20 protein-coding genes and 1 other annotated feature are annotated in these 17947 nt (G+C 42.8%); of the genes, 19 read left to right on the top strand and 1 reads right to left on the bottom strand.

What is annotated here, in order from left to right; all coding sequences use genetic code 11:
* The first annotated feature begins 36 nt into the window (after positions 1-36).
* The 5 genes from minC to BLS49_RS08785 all read left to right on the top strand — a co-directional run bounded on the left by minC (position 37) and on the right by BLS49_RS08785 (position 4186).
* Positions 37-699, top strand: a complete 663-nt coding sequence (gene minC, locus BLS49_RS08805; RefSeq protein ID WP_091228534.1) for a septum site-determining protein MinC — start codon at positions 37-39, stop codon at positions 697-699.
* 3 nt (positions 700-702) lie between these two features.
* Positions 703-1497: a septum site-determining protein MinD gene (gene minD / locus BLS49_RS08800; RefSeq protein WP_091228532.1), complete on the top strand. Its 795-nt coding sequence runs from the start codon at positions 703-705 to the stop codon at positions 1495-1497.
* A gap of 6 nt (positions 1498-1503) precedes the next feature.
* Entirely contained in the window at positions 1504-2652 is a 1149-nt protein-coding gene (locus tag BLS49_RS08795; protein WP_091228530.1) for an FtsW/RodA/SpoVE family cell cycle protein, read from the top strand.
* A 20-nt stretch (positions 2653-2672) separates the two neighbouring features.
* Positions 2673-3602, top strand: a complete 930-nt coding sequence (locus BLS49_RS08790) for a MerR family transcriptional regulator (protein ID WP_245742312.1) — start codon at positions 2673-2675, stop codon at positions 3600-3602.
* 113 nt (positions 3603-3715) lie between these two features.
* Positions 3716-4186: an SAM-dependent methyltransferase gene (locus tag BLS49_RS08785; protein WP_245742311.1), complete on the top strand. Its 471-nt coding sequence runs from the start codon at positions 3716-3718 to the stop codon at positions 4184-4186.
* A 272-nt stretch (positions 4187-4458) separates the two neighbouring features.
* Here the strand turns inward: BLS49_RS08785 and BLS49_RS08780 are convergent, their stop codons facing one another.
* On the bottom strand, positions 4459-5214 hold the full coding sequence (locus BLS49_RS08780) for a YheC/YheD family protein (RefSeq protein WP_091228525.1): 756 nt from the start codon (positions 5212-5214) through the stop codon (positions 4459-4461).
* 185 nt (positions 5215-5399) lie between these two features.
* Here BLS49_RS08780 and BLS49_RS08775 point away from each other — a divergent pair, with 185 nt between their 5' ends.
* The 14 genes from BLS49_RS08775 to BLS49_RS08710 form a co-directional block, all read left to right on the top strand.
* On the top strand, positions 5400-6287 hold the full coding sequence (locus BLS49_RS08775) for a M23 family metallopeptidase (RefSeq protein WP_091228523.1): 888 nt from the start codon (positions 5400-5402) through the stop codon (positions 6285-6287).
* Positions 6280-7134 (top strand): M50 family metallopeptidase, encoded by an 855-nt coding sequence (locus BLS49_RS08770; RefSeq protein ID WP_091228520.1) that lies wholly within the window; start codon positions 6280-6282, stop codon positions 7132-7134. The genes BLS49_RS08775 and BLS49_RS08770 overlap by 8 nt, the downstream gene beginning before the upstream one ends.
* Before the next feature lie 70 nt (positions 7135-7204).
* Positions 7205-8398, top strand: coding sequence for an Rne/Rng family ribonuclease (locus BLS49_RS08765; RefSeq protein WP_091228862.1), 1194 nt, complete (start codon positions 7205-7207; stop codon positions 8396-8398).
* Between the two features lie 96 nt (positions 8399-8494).
* Positions 8495-8577, top strand: a sequence feature (ribosomal protein L21 leader region).
* Positions 8578-8590: 13 nt separating this feature from the next.
* Complete coding sequence (rplU, locus tag BLS49_RS08760) at positions 8591-8902, top strand: 50S ribosomal protein L21 (protein ID WP_091228518.1); 312 nt, start codon at positions 8591-8593, stop codon at positions 8900-8902.
* 13 nt (positions 8903-8915) lie between these two features.
* The gene (locus BLS49_RS08755; RefSeq protein ID WP_091228516.1) at positions 8916-9248 is read left to right on the top strand and encodes a ribosomal-processing cysteine protease Prp; all 333 of its coding nucleotides are present in this window, start codon (positions 8916-8918) and stop codon (positions 9246-9248) included.
* A 19-nt stretch (positions 9249-9267) separates the two neighbouring features.
* On the top strand, positions 9268-9579 hold the full coding sequence (gene rpmA, locus BLS49_RS08750; RefSeq protein ID WP_091228513.1) for a 50S ribosomal protein L27: 312 nt from the start codon (positions 9268-9270) through the stop codon (positions 9577-9579).
* 175 nt (positions 9580-9754) lie between these two features.
* Positions 9755-10492 (top strand): Spo0B domain-containing protein, encoded by a 738-nt coding sequence (locus BLS49_RS08745; protein ID WP_091228510.1) that lies wholly within the window; start codon positions 9755-9757, stop codon positions 10490-10492.
* A gap of 14 nt (positions 10493-10506) precedes the next feature.
* The gene (gene obgE, locus BLS49_RS08740) at positions 10507-11820 is read left to right on the top strand and encodes a GTPase ObgE (protein WP_091228507.1); all 1314 of its coding nucleotides are present in this window, start codon (positions 10507-10509) and stop codon (positions 11818-11820) included.
* 180 nt (positions 11821-12000) lie between these two features.
* Entirely contained in the window at positions 12001-12438 is a 438-nt protein-coding gene (locus BLS49_RS08735) for an ACT domain-containing protein (RefSeq protein WP_091228504.1), read from the top strand.
* A gap of 57 nt (positions 12439-12495) precedes the next feature.
* Positions 12496-13782, top strand: a complete 1287-nt coding sequence (locus BLS49_RS08730) for a homoserine dehydrogenase (RefSeq protein WP_091228501.1) — start codon at positions 12496-12498, stop codon at positions 13780-13782.
* A 36-nt stretch (positions 13783-13818) separates the two neighbouring features.
* Positions 13819-14793, top strand: coding sequence for a homoserine kinase (thrB, locus tag BLS49_RS08725; RefSeq protein WP_091228498.1), 975 nt, complete (start codon positions 13819-13821; stop codon positions 14791-14793).
* 27 nt (positions 14794-14820) lie between these two features.
* The gene (pheA, locus tag BLS49_RS08720) at positions 14821-15723 is read left to right on the top strand and encodes a prephenate dehydratase (RefSeq protein ID WP_091228496.1); all 903 of its coding nucleotides are present in this window, start codon (positions 14821-14823) and stop codon (positions 15721-15723) included.
* Positions 15723-16601 carry a branched-chain-amino-acid transaminase gene (ilvE, locus tag BLS49_RS08715; protein WP_091228494.1) on the top strand — a complete coding sequence of 293 codons (879 nt, stop codon included), beginning with the start codon at positions 15723-15725 and terminating at the stop codon, positions 16599-16601. The genes pheA and ilvE overlap by 1 nt, the downstream gene beginning before the upstream one ends.
* A gap of 162 nt (positions 16602-16763) precedes the next feature.
* Positions 16764-17947: LysM peptidoglycan-binding domain-containing protein (locus tag BLS49_RS08710; RefSeq protein WP_139173117.1), on the top strand; the 1184-nt coding region annotated here is incomplete at its 3' end.

The following is a 17947-nucleotide window of genomic DNA, read 5'->3' as shown; positions in this document are numbered from 1 at the left end:
TTCTACGCGAATTGAATAGGAGGGAGGTACAGGCTTATGACAGTTAAATCCAATCACGTTACGATTAAAGGCATCAAAGATGGCCTGGTTTTCCTGCTAGACGATACATGTGAATTTTCGGCTCTCCTTGAGGAACTTCGTTATAAATTGGAGTACAGCCACCAAAATATTTTGACTGGCCCGATCGTTCATGTAGATGTGAAGCTGGGTGAGCGAATCGTAACGGAAGATCAGAAAGAGATGATTCTTGATATATTAAAGCAAAAGGGCAATCTGTTAATCCGTTCTTTCGAGATGCCTGAACTCCATGAAGAGTCAGAGACTAAAGAAATATTGACCACGATGAGCGGAATTGTTCGTTCTGGTCAGGTACTTCACCACAATGGGAACCTGATGTTCTTGGGTGATGTGAATCCAGGAGGAACAATTGCCTGTACTGGGGATATTTTTATTCTTGGTTCACTAAGAGGAATGGCTCATGCAGGAATAGAAGGTAACGAAGGGGCAGTGATTGCAGCTTCTTATTTGGCTCCAACGCAGCTTCGCATTGCCGAAGTTATTAGCAGACCGCCGGATGAATGGGAAAATCGTGAGACAAGCATGGAATTTGCTTTTTTGTGTGATGGAAAGATGCAAATTGACAAAATGACCAATATGTTCCGGATCAGACCGGATTTTAATGTGTTTAAAGGGGTGTGAATTATGGGAGAAGCTATCGTTGTCACATCAGGCAAGGGCGGTGTAGGTAAAACGACAACCTCGGCCAATATTGGTACGGCACTTGCATTGCTGGGTAAAAAGGTGTGTCTGGTCGATACGGATATCGGCTTGCGTAATCTGGATGTCGTGATGGGTCTGGAGAATAGAATAATTTATGACTTGATTGATGTAGCGGAAGGGCGCTGCCGATTAAATCAGGCTCTTGTTAAGGATAAACGTTTTGACGAATTGTACATGCTGCCTGCAGCACAGACAAAAGACAAAAATGCCATTACACCGGAACAGGTCAAGGACATCATCCTGGAGCTCAAGAAGGAATACGAATACGTTATTATCGACTGTCCTGCCGGGATTGAGCAAGGCTTCAAAAATGCAATCGCAGGTGCTGATCAGGCTATTGTTGTTACAACGCCGGAACATGCTGCTGTTCGTGATGCCGATCGAATTATCGGTTTGCTTGAAAGCTCGCATGTGGCTGCGCCAAAATTGATTGTAAACCGGATTCGGCCTAACATGGTGAAATCCGGGGATATGCTTGATATTGAGGATATTTTGCAAGTGCTTAATATCGATTTAATCGGTATTGTACCCGATGATGAGCTTGTGATCAAAGCTGCAAATTCAGGTGAACCCACAGTAATGAATCCCGATTCCAAAGCAGCTATCGCTTATCGGAACATTGCGCGAAGAATTTTGGGAGATACCGTGCCCCTAATGTTAATCGATCAGAAGAAAGGCATGTTTACGCGTTTCAAAAAGTTTTTTGGAATGGGTTGATATTCGTTGTTTTTTAAGCTGAAAAAAGTAGATTGGCCTATGGTAGGCATTCTTGTCATTTTTATGGTGCTTAGTTCGTTATTAGTTCGAAGTGCGATTGCTCCGTATGAGGGTAAGTTTAATGCCTATGATCTTAAGACGTTAGTATTCTATGTTATAGGATTTATCGTTGTGTTTGGCATGTCTTTAGTAGATTATCGTACAATTTTGAAATACAGCTGGTTTATTTATGGAGCAGGTTGTTTGATGCTAATCCTGGTCTATCTTTTTGCTCCCGTAAAAAATGGTGCCCGAAGCTGGTTTGAATTGCCTGGTAACCTATTGTTCCAGCCTGCCGAGCTCGTGAAAGTAATCCTGATTCTGACTACTGCATATTTATTGGGACAACGAGAACAACAACATTTGCGTTTTGGCAGGGATATTATCCCCATTTCTGCAGTAACCCTCATACCCTTTGTACTCGTGGTTATCCAGCCTGACCTTGGTAACGCCATTATTTATTTGATTATACTTGTAGCTATGCTATGGATCGGTAATGCCAAGTACAGTCATGTGGTCATTGCATTTACCATCCTGCTGGGAGCGCTCATTCTTTTCGTTACATTATTTAATACTTTTAATACAGAAATTCGTGAGTATTTAGAAGAGAATAACAAGCAACACTGGTATCAGCGGATCAACACGTTTATTAATCCAGATCAAGCATCCAACGATGAAAGACATCAATCCAGCTACGCTAAAATGGCAATAGGCTCAGGCGGGCTTCTAGGTGATGGATACATGAATGGCGAGCTGAAGAATAAGAAGTTCATTCCTTATCCTTATTCGGACTCCATTTTTGTCGTTGTAGGTGAAGAATTTGGATTTGTAGGATCTTCATTGTTGTTACTGCTCTATTTCATGTTTATTTACAGGATGATCTTGATTGCAATGCGTTGTATTGATAAAAGAGGCGCTTATATCATAATAGGCATCGTAGCGATGTTTCTGTTTCAAATATTTGAGAACGTTGGTATGATGATTGGCTTAATGCCGATAACAGGTATTACGTTGCCATTTATCAGCTATGGGGGAACCTCCCTATTGATCAATATGCTGTGTATTGGGCTAGTGTTCAGCATTAAGCTGCATCAGGAGAAATATAAGGTGGATTAGCACTTGATAAGACCATTGGAGTGAATCTCTCCAGTGGTCTTTCTTATAGTGAACGAAAGCTCATCCATGTTATAGTGATTGATAATTTTATTAAAGGAAGGGGAGGTATTGTTATTTTTAAAATTGGAGAATTTTCAAAGCTAACTCAGGTCTCTATAAGAATGTTACGATACTATGATGAGACTGGCCTGTTAAAACCAGCGCGAATAGATAAATTCACAGGCTATCGTTTCTATTCTGTTGAACAAATATCTCATTTACATAAAATTATTTTTTTGCGTGATTCGGGATTTTCGGTGTCTGAAATTGCAGTTACATTAAATTGTTGGGAAGATGCATTCCTGACCGATCAGCTTAAGGACAAATATCTGGAAATCGAACGTGCCATTACAAGAGAACAAGAGAGACTAAAAAAAATTGAAACTGCACTTCATGACTTAACAGAAAGAAAAACGAGGGTACATTACGATGTTTCTCTTAAGAGCATACCAAGCTTACAGGTGCTCTCCTTGCGAAAGATCATTCCTGATTATTTTTCTGAGGAACTATTATGGAAAGAACTTACACGTTTTATTGAAGAGGAAGGATTGAATATTTCACAAAATAGTAGTTCGTTTGCTATATATCATGATGATGAGTATAAAGAGGCTAATGTTGATGTAGAGGTCTGCGTCGTTGTAAATCAATCAGGAATCAGCAAAGATGGCTTTACATTTCGCCAGACCGAAAAAGTCGATACTATGGCTTATACCTGGGTATACGGTCCGTTTGAAAATATTGCTTCTGGTTACTCGTCGTTTGCTCATTGGCTTCAGCAGCATAATCAATATAGAATGAAAGGTAGAAACAGGCAAATTTGTCATAGGGGTCCATGGAACGAAGAGGATCCTGATCGCTATCTTACTGAAATACAAATTCCCGTGGAAAGTCAGCTCAATACTGGAGATTAATACCAACCGCCGACAGAATATACTGTCGGTTTTTTTTTAGAATTGACTCTCACATGGTGGTAGGTTTTACAGTGAAATTGTAGTAAATGAAAATTCAGGAGGTTATGATGAGGATGTTTAATGTAAATCCAATCGGAAAAATCACTGTGGATCAAGACGAAATACTTATCATTGTCGAAAGCAAGTACAAGCAGGCGTTAAAAGAGCTGACCGGATTTAGTCATGTTAATGTGATTTGGTGGTTCGACGATTTTGACAATGTAGAAGCGAGAAGTATAGTAGAAGTGGAAGCTCCTTATAAAAAAGCTCCTCAAAAAATGGGCATTTTTGCAACACGTTCTCCAATCAGACCCAATCCGGTTGCTCTCTCTGTAGTGCAAATCATTAACGTGGATGAAGACCGAGGTATAATTCGAATTCCTTATATTGATGCGAATCATGGATCACCGGTTATTGATTTAAAGCCGTATACCCCAAGCCTTGATCGGGTCGAATCACCAGGTGTTCCTGATTGGTGCAGACACTGGCCAAAGAGCATTGAGCAGTCGAGTGATTTTGATTGGGAAAGTGAATTTAACTTTTGAAAAAAATATATGTGATCATGGGGCTGTTCCAAAAGTAGGCTTGTTCAGTTCATGGGACGCTTCGTATGTCAGAACTAGATATAGCGGTACAAGAAAGCTTATCCCTTCCCTGTACCGCTTGATTCCTCCTGATTCTATAACATTTTCTCAAGTGTAGCCGTGTTGTGATGCGGTATTCCTGGAATTGTTGACTGATATAGTGCCTATTTCGCTGCTTTTTCCAAGTAATAGCTACTAGTCAACGAAAACTACTTTTGGAACAGGCAATAAATCTAAATTTTAGCCAACCGTCTATAACGCATGACTTTCCGATATACACTTTTATCCGATAGTTTGTTGAATATATAAGGATCTGGATTCGTATTTACTTCAATAATTCGAGGGGTCCATGAACGGTCAAATCCGACATCCAGGCCAATCTGGCGGAATCCAGGATATTTTTTATGCAGATGCTTTGCAGTGTTGACACCTAGTTTTTCTAAAGTATGAATCACCCTCTCCATATCAGTGGATGTTAGATGTGCGGAAAATAAGCGTCTAACATCCATAAGCTTCCCCCCGTTATGATAATTAGTAACGATTTTTCCCGGCTGTGCCACCCGCCCAATGAGTCCTGTTGTCTCCCATATTCCTTTAGGACTAAGCTGCACCATAACCCGTATGTCAAAACGTCGCTTATTATACTTAACCAAGTGAATGCCTTTCTGGATAAGATAGCTTTTTTTACCCTTGATTTTTAGTAGAGAGCGGTGAAATGTTTCGAAATCCCGAAATGTTTTGACTTTTGTCTCAATTTGATAAGTGTACTCCCCGGTATTTAGCCTCTCCGCACGAGTGACCCCCTTACCATATGTGCCAATCTCAGGTTTTATATATATCATGTTGTAGGCTTCTAGCATGGTTTTAAGATTGGGCTTACTGAATTTTCGAGTGTCCAGAATAAACCGACGCACCTCACTACTACCAAGAAGAGCTTTCGTTTTGGTCCACTTGCTCAATAATACGCTACGGTGTTTTTTCTCTCTCATCCCACCGATCTCTCCTGTTCAAATAAATTGTAAGGGCCACTGGTGTAACCTATATATCCTATGCAGGATTTATTTGCCTGGACCTTATAAGCTCCATAATTGGACCTGTAAGCCCGTACATATTTGTCCTATACATCTCATAAATATTACGTATAGAGAAGGCAGCTTTGGGAGGGAAGAGCAAAATGAATGTTAAATCAAATGTGAAGAAGCGGCGGGAAGAACGCATCAGACAACTTACAGCTGCGGATGCAGCGCGTGCTGCCCTCCCGGGATGGAGCAATGGCAATGGGACAGATTCAAAATGGATGTCAGTTACACCTGCTACAGAACATGATGAAGCAACTGAGTCAGATCCAGAATTTCTATGGAAAAGAGGACAAGGGCGCTGGACGGATATTAGCTCCTATGGATCAAGGGATATAGAGGATGGAGGACGGAAACGGAAGCATTCTTCATTTTGGAGCATGATGTTTATCAAGCTTGTCATCAGTGCTGCTTTGTTCGTTGGCATATGGGGAATTAATCAATATGAGCCTGCTTGGGCATTTCCCATTCGAATATTCGTGGCCGATGCTCTTACTAAAGAGATGGATTTTGCGGCAGCAGAAGTTTGGTATGAACGTACTTTTGGAGGGCCCCCATCTTTTATTCCGATATTTAAACATAACGAAGATAAAAGCTTGAAGGTTGGATCAAGTAACGGATTCTCTACTCCAATGGAAGGAACGCTGGCAGGTTCGTTTGCATTAAGCTTGAAGGGTGTGGAGATTATCCCTGATCAAGAGGGGGAAAGCAGTGTGCAGGTGAAAAGTACAGAGACCGGACGGGTTGTAAGTGTATCGCGAGACGCGCTAACCGGTATGACTGTAGTGATCCAGCATGCTGGTGGCTATGAATCCCTCTACGGGCATCTGGATGAACCTTTTGTAGAAAAGGGAGATTGGGTAGAAAGTGGAGATGTAATTGGAGTATTACCATCGAAATCATCACCTCCATATGCGACTTTATATTTTGCGCTAAAAATTAATGATCGGTATATTGATCCGGCGGAGTTGATTTCGTTTGATTAGATGGAATGGGATCGTTATTTCTTTTCATCCGTTTTTTGTCATCATTATGCTGACCTCATTATTAACAGGACATTTATTAGAGCTGCTAGCACTTTTTGTGATCGTGTTCATTCATGAGCTGGGACATGTCGCCGCCGCCAGATTTCTCGGGGTAAAGGTGCTGTCAGTGCAAATGCTTCCTTTTGGTGGAGTTGCGATTATGGAAGATACAGGTCATTTGACAGCAGGTCGTGAAATCCTAATATCTTTGGCCGGTCCCCTGCAGAACATGGTGCTTATCGGTTTATCATTGCTTTTTCATGCTGTTGGGCTATGGGACGGGCCATTTCTTTCATATTTTATTAATAGCAATCTTTTGATTGCTCTGTTTAATCTCCTTCCAATACTGCCACTTGATGGGGGGAAAATAAGCCAATCCCTGTGCACTCTCCTGCTCCCGTATCACGCCACTCTCATTTGGAGTCACCGGATAAGTCTTTTATTTAGCATCATGCTCATCGCATATTCAATTATTCCTCAGTTGCTTGGACAAGGAGCAGTACAGCTTAATTTATTGCTTGTAGGCTCATTTTTGCTGTATTCCAATTGGAGTGATTATAGAAATATTCCTTATCGTTTTCTACGATTCCTAGTTAACAGAGAACGTTTTTTTTCAGAGCAGCATAATGGTAATATTGCTCAGCCAATTGTTGCTGATAAATCGAAACCTTTGGATTATATTTTGCGTCTATTTAAGAGGGAAAAGTATCATTTTATTTATGTGGTTAATCAGCAAGGGAATATAGTTGCCGTAGTGCCTGAACAGAGGGTGATCTCTTCTTATTTAAGAGGGAACCCCGGGATCTGACTGATAGTATTAGCCATGGTATAATAAAGGAGAAATGTTTCTGACAGAACGTAAAACGAAGGGTGAGATCATGAAACGGATGATTGTTCACTGCGGTGTCGATTCCATCCAGCTCGCGCTGCTTGAAGAGGGTAAGCTGGTGGAGTATGCGGCGGAGCGTTCTCAGAAAAGAGGATTGGTAGGCAGTTTTTTCAAAGGTAAGGTTGTCAATGTGATTCCAGGTATGCAGGCTGCTTTTGTGGATATTGGACAGAAGAAGAATGCATTCCTTTATATCGATGATCTGCTGCATCCTCATTTAGAGAAGCAGCCGAAGCAGAAGCCTCTAATTACAGAGCTGCTTAAGCCGGGACACGAATTGATAGTGCAGGTAGTAAAAGAAGGAATCGGCAATAAAGGAGCGAGAGTAACGACTCACTATTCATTGCCAGGGCGTTGGTTAGTCTACATGCCGAACGCAGGGTATGTGGCAGTCTCTAAGAAAATCGGATCTGAAGAAGAAAGATCACGGCTGAAAGTAATAGGAGAAGAGCTGCGTACGGAAGAAGAAGGACTCATTATAAGAACGAATGCAGAGCATGCTGGAAGTGAGGCGATTCAGGAGGACTTAACCTTGCTTCGAGGGCGATGGAATACTATTTTAAGCAAGAGTGATACTGGTATATCTCCTTGTGTGCTGCATCACGATCTCAGTATGGTGCAGCGATTAATGAGAGATGTGTATAGTCCTGAGACGGACGAGCTTATTATGGATAGCTCTGAGCAAGCCAAAGAAGCTGCTGATTTTCTCGCTACGATGCTTCCCGGGGAATCGCCAAATATTGTGAAGTATAAGAAGGACTCCCCTATCTTTGATTTTTATGGAATCAGGCAGCAGTTAGAGAAGGATTTTCTGAGAAAACTGTGGCTTCCTGGTGGCGGATACCTCGTATGGGACACAACCGAAGCGCTGACAGTTATTGATGTCAATACAGGCAAATTTACCGGCAGAGACAATCTTGAGGATACCGTGTATTTGACGAATCTGGAAGCAGCCAGAGAAATCGCCAGGCTTGTACGCTTACGTGATACAGGCGGCATAATTATTGTTGATTTTATTGATATGAATAGTGAAGAACATCGCGCTGGAGTGTTGGATACTCTTGAGAAATCTTTTAAAGGAGACCGCACTCAGCATCACATTTTAGGTTGGACCAAATTAGGACTTCTGGAAATGACACGTAAGCGAATTAGAAATGAAAATGTGGTTACGGTTAGTGAATGATCTAGAAATGATTGCATTTTGCTTGTCAAAAATAAATTGATTTTTAGTTGAGGGCATGCTATCATACTATGGTATGTGTTATGGGAATACCTCGTACACATGCTGTAACCGCTCCGATCGGGTTGATAAGTCTGCAGCTTAGGCAGCAGCACCTAAATCAGGCGAGTCTGAGACATGAGGAGGTGCAAGTAAATGTACGCAATTATCGAAACTGGTGGTAAACAATACCGTGTTCAAGAGGGAGATGTTCTTTACATCGAGAAATTGAACGCTGAGGACGGTACAAGTGTAACGTTCGACCGTGTATTGGCAGTATCTAAAGGTGAAGGTTTGGTAGCAGGCGCTCCATTGGTTGCTGGTGCAAGTGTAACGGCGAAAGTCGAAAAACACGGCAAAGGCCAAAAAGTAGTCGTATACAAATATAAACCTAAAAAGAACTACCACAAAAAACAAGGTCATCGTCAACCTTACACGAAAGTGACTATCGAGAAAATCCAAGCGTAAGAAGGTGCGGTAATTGATTATCGTCTCTATTTTACGCCATAGTGATAACACCATTGCTGGATTTGAAGTATCAGGTCATGCTGGCTATGCTAAACCCGGTGAAGATATCGTTTGTGCTGGAGTTTCGGCTGTAACTGTTGGAACAGTCAATTCCATTGAGGCCCTAACGGGAGTTGTTATGGACTCTGAGATGAAGCATGGTTTTCTAAATGCCAATCTTCCATCTCATGTCGAACCGAAGGCTATAGAACAAGTGCAGCTGTTGCTTGCCTCCATGGTTGTTATGCTTACAAGTATCGAAGGATCATACGGAAAGTATATTAAAATACAGAACGTTATTATTTGAAGAAGGAGGTAGATGGACAATGTTGAAATTAAATCTTCAGTTGTTCGCTTCGAAGAAGGGCGTAGGTTCCACAAAGAACGGACGCGACAGCATTGCGAAACGCCTTGGCGTTAAACGTGCTGACGGTCAAATCGTTACTGGCGGAAGCATTCTAGTTCGTCAACGCGGTACTAAAATTCATCCAGGTACTAACGTAGGTATCGGTAAGGATGATACGCTGTTTGCTAAAGTGGATGGCGTCGTTAAATTCGAACGTTGGGGTCGCGACCGTAAAAAAGTGAGCGTCTACCCTGTGGAAATCGCTCCTGTAGCGGCTGCAGTAGAAGCTTAAGATTTTTTTATACTGGTAAGACTTCATAAGCCCTTGGCATGTAAGTGCCGGGGGCTTTTTTGTATACAATAGAGAAGCTGTAATTCCTGCATTCTCACAAGGATTTTTATGATATACTGTGTAATGATGTCAGGGTGGAAAGTTCACCCAATCTGTCAGAGGAACGGGGAAAGTCATGAAGTATCGGTTCACGGTACCAGCTATTGTAGTTATTCTGTCTATAGCTTGTCTGAGCGCTAATTATTTCATTTCTTCGCTTGTCGGCTATGTTGGAATTAGCTGTTGCCTACTCATTTTGTGCTGGTGGTATATTAGATATATACATCGGCAGGCAGTTAATGAACGGAAAATTTTGCTTGAATCGGTACAGAGAACAGCTACTGCAACGTTAGGCCATCATCGTCATGATTGGATGAATGATCTGCAAATTTTGTATGGGTATATTCAATTAGGAAAATATGATAAACTTGCCGATTGTGTGGAAAGAATAAAGGAAAGAATGGCAGTCGAGGGCAAAATCGCAAGACTGGGTATTCCATCTTTGGTGTTCTATCTGCAATCTTTTCGGGAAATGAACGGATCCATTCAATTGGAGATATATGTTCAGGAAAATCTTCATCTGGATGATCTATTGCTAACTGAGGATGGGGAAGAGTTCTCCTTGGCGATTACGGAGACTATACGAGCTTATCAATTTTGCGGCCGATCATCATGGGGAGAAATAGTGCGGCTTAAGCTGTCCTTTTGCCTTGAAGGTAATGAGGTGGCCGCAATTTTTGAACAGGAAGGCTCAGGAAGTGTGGATACACTTACACAATTATTAGAGAATTGGGACAAAGAAAAACGGGTTGTAGCCGAACGGCTGGATTCGGAAATATCCTCTCTTAGACTCAGGATAGCTTGCGGAAATTAAAATGAGGTGAATGCATGTTTGTAGATAAAGCGAAGGTTTATGTAAAAGGAGGCGACGGAGGAGACGGTATCGTCGCATTCCGCCGGGAAAAGTATGTTCCAGAAGGAGGGCCTGCTGGAGGCGATGGCGGGAGGGGCTCTGACGTCATTTTTAGAGTTGATGAAGGTCTGCGGACGCTCATGGATTTTCGCTACCAACGGCATTTTAAGGGGCAACGTGGTGTGAAGGGACGCAATAAAAGCCAGCATGGCGCTAATGCCGAGAATATGATCGTTCGCATTCCACCAGGCACAGTCATTATTGATGATGATACTGGAGAAGTTCTGGCCGATTTAACACGCCATGGACAACAGGTCGTAGTAGCCAAAGGTGGTCGTGGTGGACGCGGTAATATTCGTTTTGCTACGCCAAACAACCCTGCACCTGAGCTTGCCGAACACGGCGAGGAGGGGGAAGAACGTTGGATTGTGCTGGAACTCAAGGTAATGGCCGATGTTGGTCTGGTTGGGTTTCCGAGTGTCGGCAAATCCACTTTATTGTCGGTGGTATCCGCTGCACAGCCCAAAATCGGTGCTTATCACTTCACTACAATTACTCCGAATCTTGGCGTAGTTGATGTCAGTGAAGGCCGTAGTTTTGTAATGGCCGATTTGCCTGGATTAATCGAAGGCGCGCATGAAGGCGTTGGACTAGGACATGAGTTTTTACGCCATGTGGAACGGACAAGACTCATTATTCATGTTGTAGATATGGCGGGTTCGGAAGGACGGGATCCTTTTGATGACTGGCAGAAGATTAACGATGAGCTTCGTCTCTATAATGCCGATCTTGAGAATCGTCCGCAAATTGTAGCTGCTAACAAAATGGACATGCCTGAATCGGCTGACAATTTAGAAAAATTTAAAGAGCAGGTAGGCAAGGTACGCCCTGATCTTGAAATTATGCCAATATCCTCACTGACTCGTCAGGGAGTACAGGAATTGCTGTACAGAGCTACGGATCTCCTGGATCAGATTCCAGAAGCTCCTGCCATTGAAGAAGTGACAGAGCTAGAGGAAAGAAAAGTCTACAAGCTGGATAAACGAGAAGATGATAGCTTTACAATAAAACGGGAAAACGAGACCTTTATTGTTGAGAGCGTAAAGATCGAGCGTATGATGAAACGGATGCAGCTTAACACGCATGATGCAATTTTGAAGCTGGCACGCACACTTAGACATATGGGTGTAGATGAAGAACTTAGACAACGTGGTGCGACGGACGGAACGATTGTACGGATCGGGGATTTCGAATTTGAATTTGTAGAAGGCAGCAGTTATTACTACTAAGACAATATATTGATCATACCAACGGGTGCAGTCCTTAGAAGGATGTTGTGCCCGTGTTTTTTTATACGGCTAGAATAGAAAAATCCGCGCACAAAGATTATAAAATGGATTGTTTTAAAGGATGGATTCCGTTATAATGTCCACTATACGAATACAACAGTCTCTAAGGAGAGGACGTTTGTGAAGGAACGCTACTATTTGGTTCGCGAGGATATTTTGCCTGAAGCTGTCATCAAGACACTGCAGGTAAAGGAACTGCTGGCCTCTGGCGATGTCAGGACGGTCCATGAAGCTGTATCACAGGTAGGACTGAGCCGAAGCGCTTATTACAAGTATAAAGACGGCATCCATCTTCTGAATCAGATTGAACGTGAGAGTATTGTCACGATATCCTTTGATTTGGAGCATCGATCAGGCATTCTATCTAAAGTTTTGGCACTTATTGCTGGTTCTGGCGGGAATGTGTTGACGATCAATCAGAGTATACCACTACAAGGAAGGGCGAATGTCGTCATTTCGGTAGAGACCACACGTCTCACAGAAGAACTGGATGGGATGATCGAACTGCTGCAGGGTATCCCCGGTGTAAGGAAGACCCAGATTGTGGGTCAAGGATAGAAGATAGAAGAAGATAGATAATGGTAAACGATAGAAACAACTAGGAGGGGACTAAATTTGAAACCTGTGAAGGTAGGGTTGCTTGGACTGGGTACAGTTGGAACTGGTGTTATTCGCATTGTAGAAGGTCACCAGGAAGATTTGAGCAGACAAGTAGGCTCACCTGTCGTTATTGAAAAAGTAGCCGTAAGGAGTCTGGATAAGAAAAGAAATATTGAGATTGAGAGCAGTAAACTAACAGACAATCCTTGGGATGTTATTCGCGATCCTGAGATTGACATAATCGTTGAAGTTATGGGCGGGGTTAATGAGACAAAAGCGTATATTCTTGAGGCGCTTGATCGCGGCAAGCATATCGTTACTGCAAACAAGGATTTAATGGCGCTGTATGGGTCTGAAATTGTGGCTAAAGCCCAAGAAAAACAGTGTGATGTATTTTATGAAGCCAGTGTTGCGGGGGGGATTCCGATTATCCGTACACTGATCGAGGGCTTCTCCTCTGATCGAATTATGAAAATTATGGGGATCGTAAATGGCACAACAAATTATATTTTGACTAAAATGAGTTTAGAAGGTGCTTCATACGATGACGTGCTTCGGGAAGCGCAACAGCTTGGGTACGCAGAGACAGACCCGACTTCCGATGTGGAAGGTCTTGATGCCGCTCGAAAAATGACCATTCTCGGTACACTTGGTTTTAGAACTGATATTGAACTTAAGGATGTTGAGGTTCGCGGGATTTCGTCGGTTACGAAAGAAGATATCGTACATGCGAAGAGATTGGGTTATGAATTAAAGCTGCTTGGAATCGCTGACAGAGAGGAAGAAGAAGTAAGCATCAGCGTACAACCAACGATGGTCAAGAGCACTCATCCAATTGCGGCAGTTAATGGTGTATTTAATGCGGTGTATGTATATGGTGAAGCAGTAGGTGAGACGATGTTCTATGGAGCCGGAGCTGGAGAAATGCCAACTGCTACTTCGATCGTCGCTGATCTGATTGCTGTTGTGAAAAATCTGAAGCTGGGTGTTAACGGTTTGAAAGCCATTGTACCGTACAAACCGAAAAAGCTAAAAAGTGATGATCAAATCTCATATAAAAACTTCCTTTTGCTGAACGTTGCTGATAAAGCTGGTGTGCTTGCACAAATTACTCAAGTATTTGCAGAGTATGATGTAAGCTTGGAATCAGTCGTACAGTCACCAAATGCGAATACCTCGGATGCAGAAATCATAATTGTGACGCATAACGCAAGTAAAGCCAACATGGATAAAGTGTTGAACCATTTTGAGTCGCTTGATGTTATACACCGCGTTAAGAGTGTATATCGAGTAGAGGGATAAATTAGGAACAGAAGGGGTTTAGGGGTGTGAATCATCATGATACGAACTAACGGAGTCCGGGTTAAAGTACCCGCAAGTACTGCCAATTTGGGTCCAGGATTTGATACACTAGGTATGGCGTTATCTCTGTATGCGTGGATAGAGATGAAACCTGCCCAAACGACAAGCTTTCATTTGTATGGCGATAATTTAAAGGGTTTACCTGCGGATAAATCTAATTTGATATACAAAGTGGCACAATCCGTGTTCGCTGAGGCTGGTGAATCGTTGCTGGAGCTGGAAATTTCGATGTACTCAGATATTCCGCTTACGCGCGGTCTTGGTAGCAGTGCCTCGGCGATTGTTGGGGCATTGTTTGCTGCCAATCAGCTTATCGGCTCTCCACTAAGCAAAGCCAAGCTGTTTGATATGGCGACTGCTCTTGAGCATCATCCCGACAATGTTGGAGCTTCATTGTATGGCGGGATTATTACTGCGGTGTGGGATGGTATTCACGCTGAATCGCTTCGAATTGAACCGCCAGTTGATCTTGGTGTACTGGTCGCCATTCCAGACTTTCAACTGTCAACAACTAAAGCGCGTGAAGTATTGCCTAAGCAGGTAAGTTTAAGCGATGCAGTATACAATGTCAGTCGGGCCTCATTGCTCACCGCTGCGCTCGCATCAGGCAGATTGGACTTGATTTCGCAATGTATGTCCGATCGCTTGCATCAGCCTTACCGAGCTTCTCTTGTGCCGGGAATGTCTCGAATACTTGAGGAGGCTACGGATCATGGTGCTATCGGAATTGCTCTGAGTGGTGCAGGTCCAACGTTATTAGCTCTTGCAGATCAACGAATTTCTGCGGGAACGGAGCTGGAGCAGTTTCTTCTGAGTGTACTTGGTGAACACAACATTACTGCAAAGACACTATGGCTGAAGCCTTGCAGGGATGGTGTAACGGAGATTACTATGGAGACAGAGGATTCATTTCTGGATCTCATTCAGAATGAAGTTAATCTGACTTTTTGAAAACAGAGCTAGAGGGGAAGTCATGGCATGAAACGAATAGCATTGTTGCCGGAAGGGTCGGTTTCCCATGAGGCAGTTCTTCATCTTTTTGGAGACGAACCTGTGGAGCTGCATCATTTCAAACAAATTTCCGATGTTTTTCTGGCGACTGCAAATGGGAAGACTGATTACAGTGTCATTCCAATGGAAAATACGATTGAAGGCTCTGTAAGCCTGCATATGGATTGGTTAGTTCATGAAGTGGACATCCCGATGCAAATTGAATGGGTATACCCTTCAATGCAGAATTTGATAGGCAAACGCGAGGAATTTGTTGGCTCAACGGGTGATATCGATTATTCTAAAATAGGCAAAGTGTTGTCCCATCCTGTTGCGATGGCGCAGTGTCTGCAGTTTATCAGATCCCGGATGCCAAACGCTGAATTGGAGCATGTTGGAAGCACCTCAGAGGCAGTTGAATTGGTGAAAAAGCATCCTGATGAAGGATGGACTGCGGTAGGAACGGCGCTGGGCGCTAAGCGGCATGGGTTAGATATTTTGGCGGATAAGGTAACGGATCATGACAATAACTATACAAGATTCGCGCTTATTGGACCAAAGCCATTCAATCAACAGGTCAAAATTTCAGGGGGGCGTTCAGAAGCGAAGACAAGTATTCTGGTCACTTTGCCAGAGAACTTTCCAGGAGCACTTCATCAGGTGTTATCTGCTTTCGCCTGGCGCAAGCTTAACTTGTCGCGCATTGAATCACGGCCAACGAAGAAGCGTCTGGGTAATTACTATTTTTACATGGATGTTCTCGAATCATTAGATTCTGTTCTGTTATCCTCCGCTATTAAAGAAATTGAAGCGTTAGGATGTCATGTACGGGCTCTTGGGAGCTATCCAAGCTATACTTTTGAAGGAACTAAAACGGAGGTGCGGTACTAGTGGCTGAGCAATGGATTTATCTAGACGGACAATTTGTAACTAAAGAGAACGCAAAAGTATCAGTGTATGATCATGGATTTTTATACGGGGACGGGATTTTTGAAGGTATCCGCATTTATAACGGTAACATCTTTAAATGCAAAGAGCATCTGGATCGACTGTATGATTCGGCAAAATCAATTATGCTGAATATTCCACTTACTTATCAAGAGATGGAAGACGCACTGGTTGAGACCTTACGTCGTAACGAGCTGCGTAATGGATATATCCGCTTGGTAGTTTCACGTGGTGCAGGAAATTTAGGCCTTGATCCTAATCGTTGTCCGAATGCATCGGTTATCATTATCGTTGAGCAACTTGCAATTTACTCTGAAGAAGCTTATAAGACTGGTCTGAAAACGGTGTCTGTATCGCAGAGACGGAATATTCCGGATGCTTTAAATCCAAAGATCAAGTCTTTGAACTATTTGAATAATATTTTGGTAAAAATCCAATCCAACCTCGCTGGTGCGGGGGAAGCGATTATGATGAATGCTCAAGGATATGTTACAGAGGGCTCTGGAGACAATATTTTTATCGTGAAAAATGGTGTAATCACTACACCTCCATGCTATTTGGGTGCACTTGATGGTATTACGCGTCAGGCTATCATCGAAATCTGCAACAATAAAGGCTACAAAATCAAGGAAGAACCATTCTCCATGCACGATGTGTACGTTGCTGATGAAGTCTTCCTTACAGGTACTGCGGCTGAGGTTATTGCTGTGCGTGAAGTTGATGGTCGAATTATCGGTGAAGGTCATGCGGGGCCTATTACTCTTAAGCTTCTGGACGAATTCCGCAGCATCGTTGATAAGGACGGCGTTAAAGTTTGGTAATTTGATAAATAGACTAGACCCCATTCATCTCGAAAGAGGTGGGTGGGATTTTTTTTATTCCTTCATGGATGTCAAAAACCGGGCTTCTGCATAGGATGTATTAAATGGGCCCCGGGCGATAGAATCACCTACCGGAGAAGAAACCTAGGAGGTTTATGACGCGTGAAAATTCATATCGTAAAACAAGGCGACACTTTATACGAGCTGTCAAAAAAGTATAATGTGCCCTTGCAGAAGCTGATTGAAAGTAACCCGCAAATTGCGAATCCCGATCAATTGAACATTGGGGATAAGGTGAAAATTCCAACAGTCGCAGTGTCCGTAGACGGTAATGGAAGCGGTAGTGGAAGTGGAGTGTATAAACATGTTGTCAAGCAAGGTGATACACTATGGAAATTGTCCAAAGCTTGGGGGATTCCGCTTGAAACCCTGATCGCAGCGAATCCTCAGTTAAGTGATCCAAATGTACTTAAGGTAGGAGAAATTGTAAATATCCCAGCAAAAGGAACTCAATCAAATGTAAACGCAGGTCAAGGTGGAGTTACGGCCAATCCAGGTCCAACAGGGAAAAAAAATACTGCTGCTAAGGCAGAGACCGGAAAAGTAGAACAGACTAAACCGAATACTGCACCTATTAAAGTTGAACCTACAAAGCCTAACACTGAACCTGTAAAAGTTGAGCCAACTAAACCTAATGTTGAACCTGTAAAAATTGAACCAACCAAAACGGAGGTTATACAACTTCAACCTATTCAAGTCGAAATTGGAATTGAACAAATTACTTATGAACCTTTAAAGGTCGAACCTGTAAAGTATGAGCCGGTAAAGTATGAACCAGTAAAATATGAGGAACCATCTTGCGTTCAGGCTACTGAATGCCCTTGTCCTGAATTACCGATATCACCATATTATGATTATCAACCGCAAGAGATGGCTAACACAGCACCTCTCTATCCTCAATCATCATGTGGGTGCTCGGGTAACAAAGCTCAACCTGATAGTCATTTATTTTATCAATATCAGATGCCTGCAGAGGCTGTATCGTCTTACTATGATTTTCCTCAAGCTCCTCAGGAATTGTGGAATGCGGCTGGAACGGGAATGCAGGATGGCGAATATCCTGGGCTCTCAAGTGCTCCATATACAAGTCCACTAATGATGGGAGAAATGGAAATGGGAGGTTATCCATGCCACCCATGTTACCCATATCATATGTATGATCCTTGTTGGGGTCAGCCATATATGCATGATATGTCCAATATACATGGAATGCCGAACGTGCAAGGAATGCCAAACGTGCATGGAATGCCAAACATGCAGGGAATGCCAAACATGCAGGGAATGCC

The organism is Fontibacillus panacisegetis, assembly GCF_900102215.1.
Classification (GTDB): Bacteria; Bacillota; Bacilli; order Paenibacillales; family Paenibacillaceae; genus Fontibacillus; species Fontibacillus panacisegetis.
The sequence above is the reverse complement of the archived record's forward strand: the minus strand, read 5'-3'. Positions and strand labels throughout refer to the sequence as shown.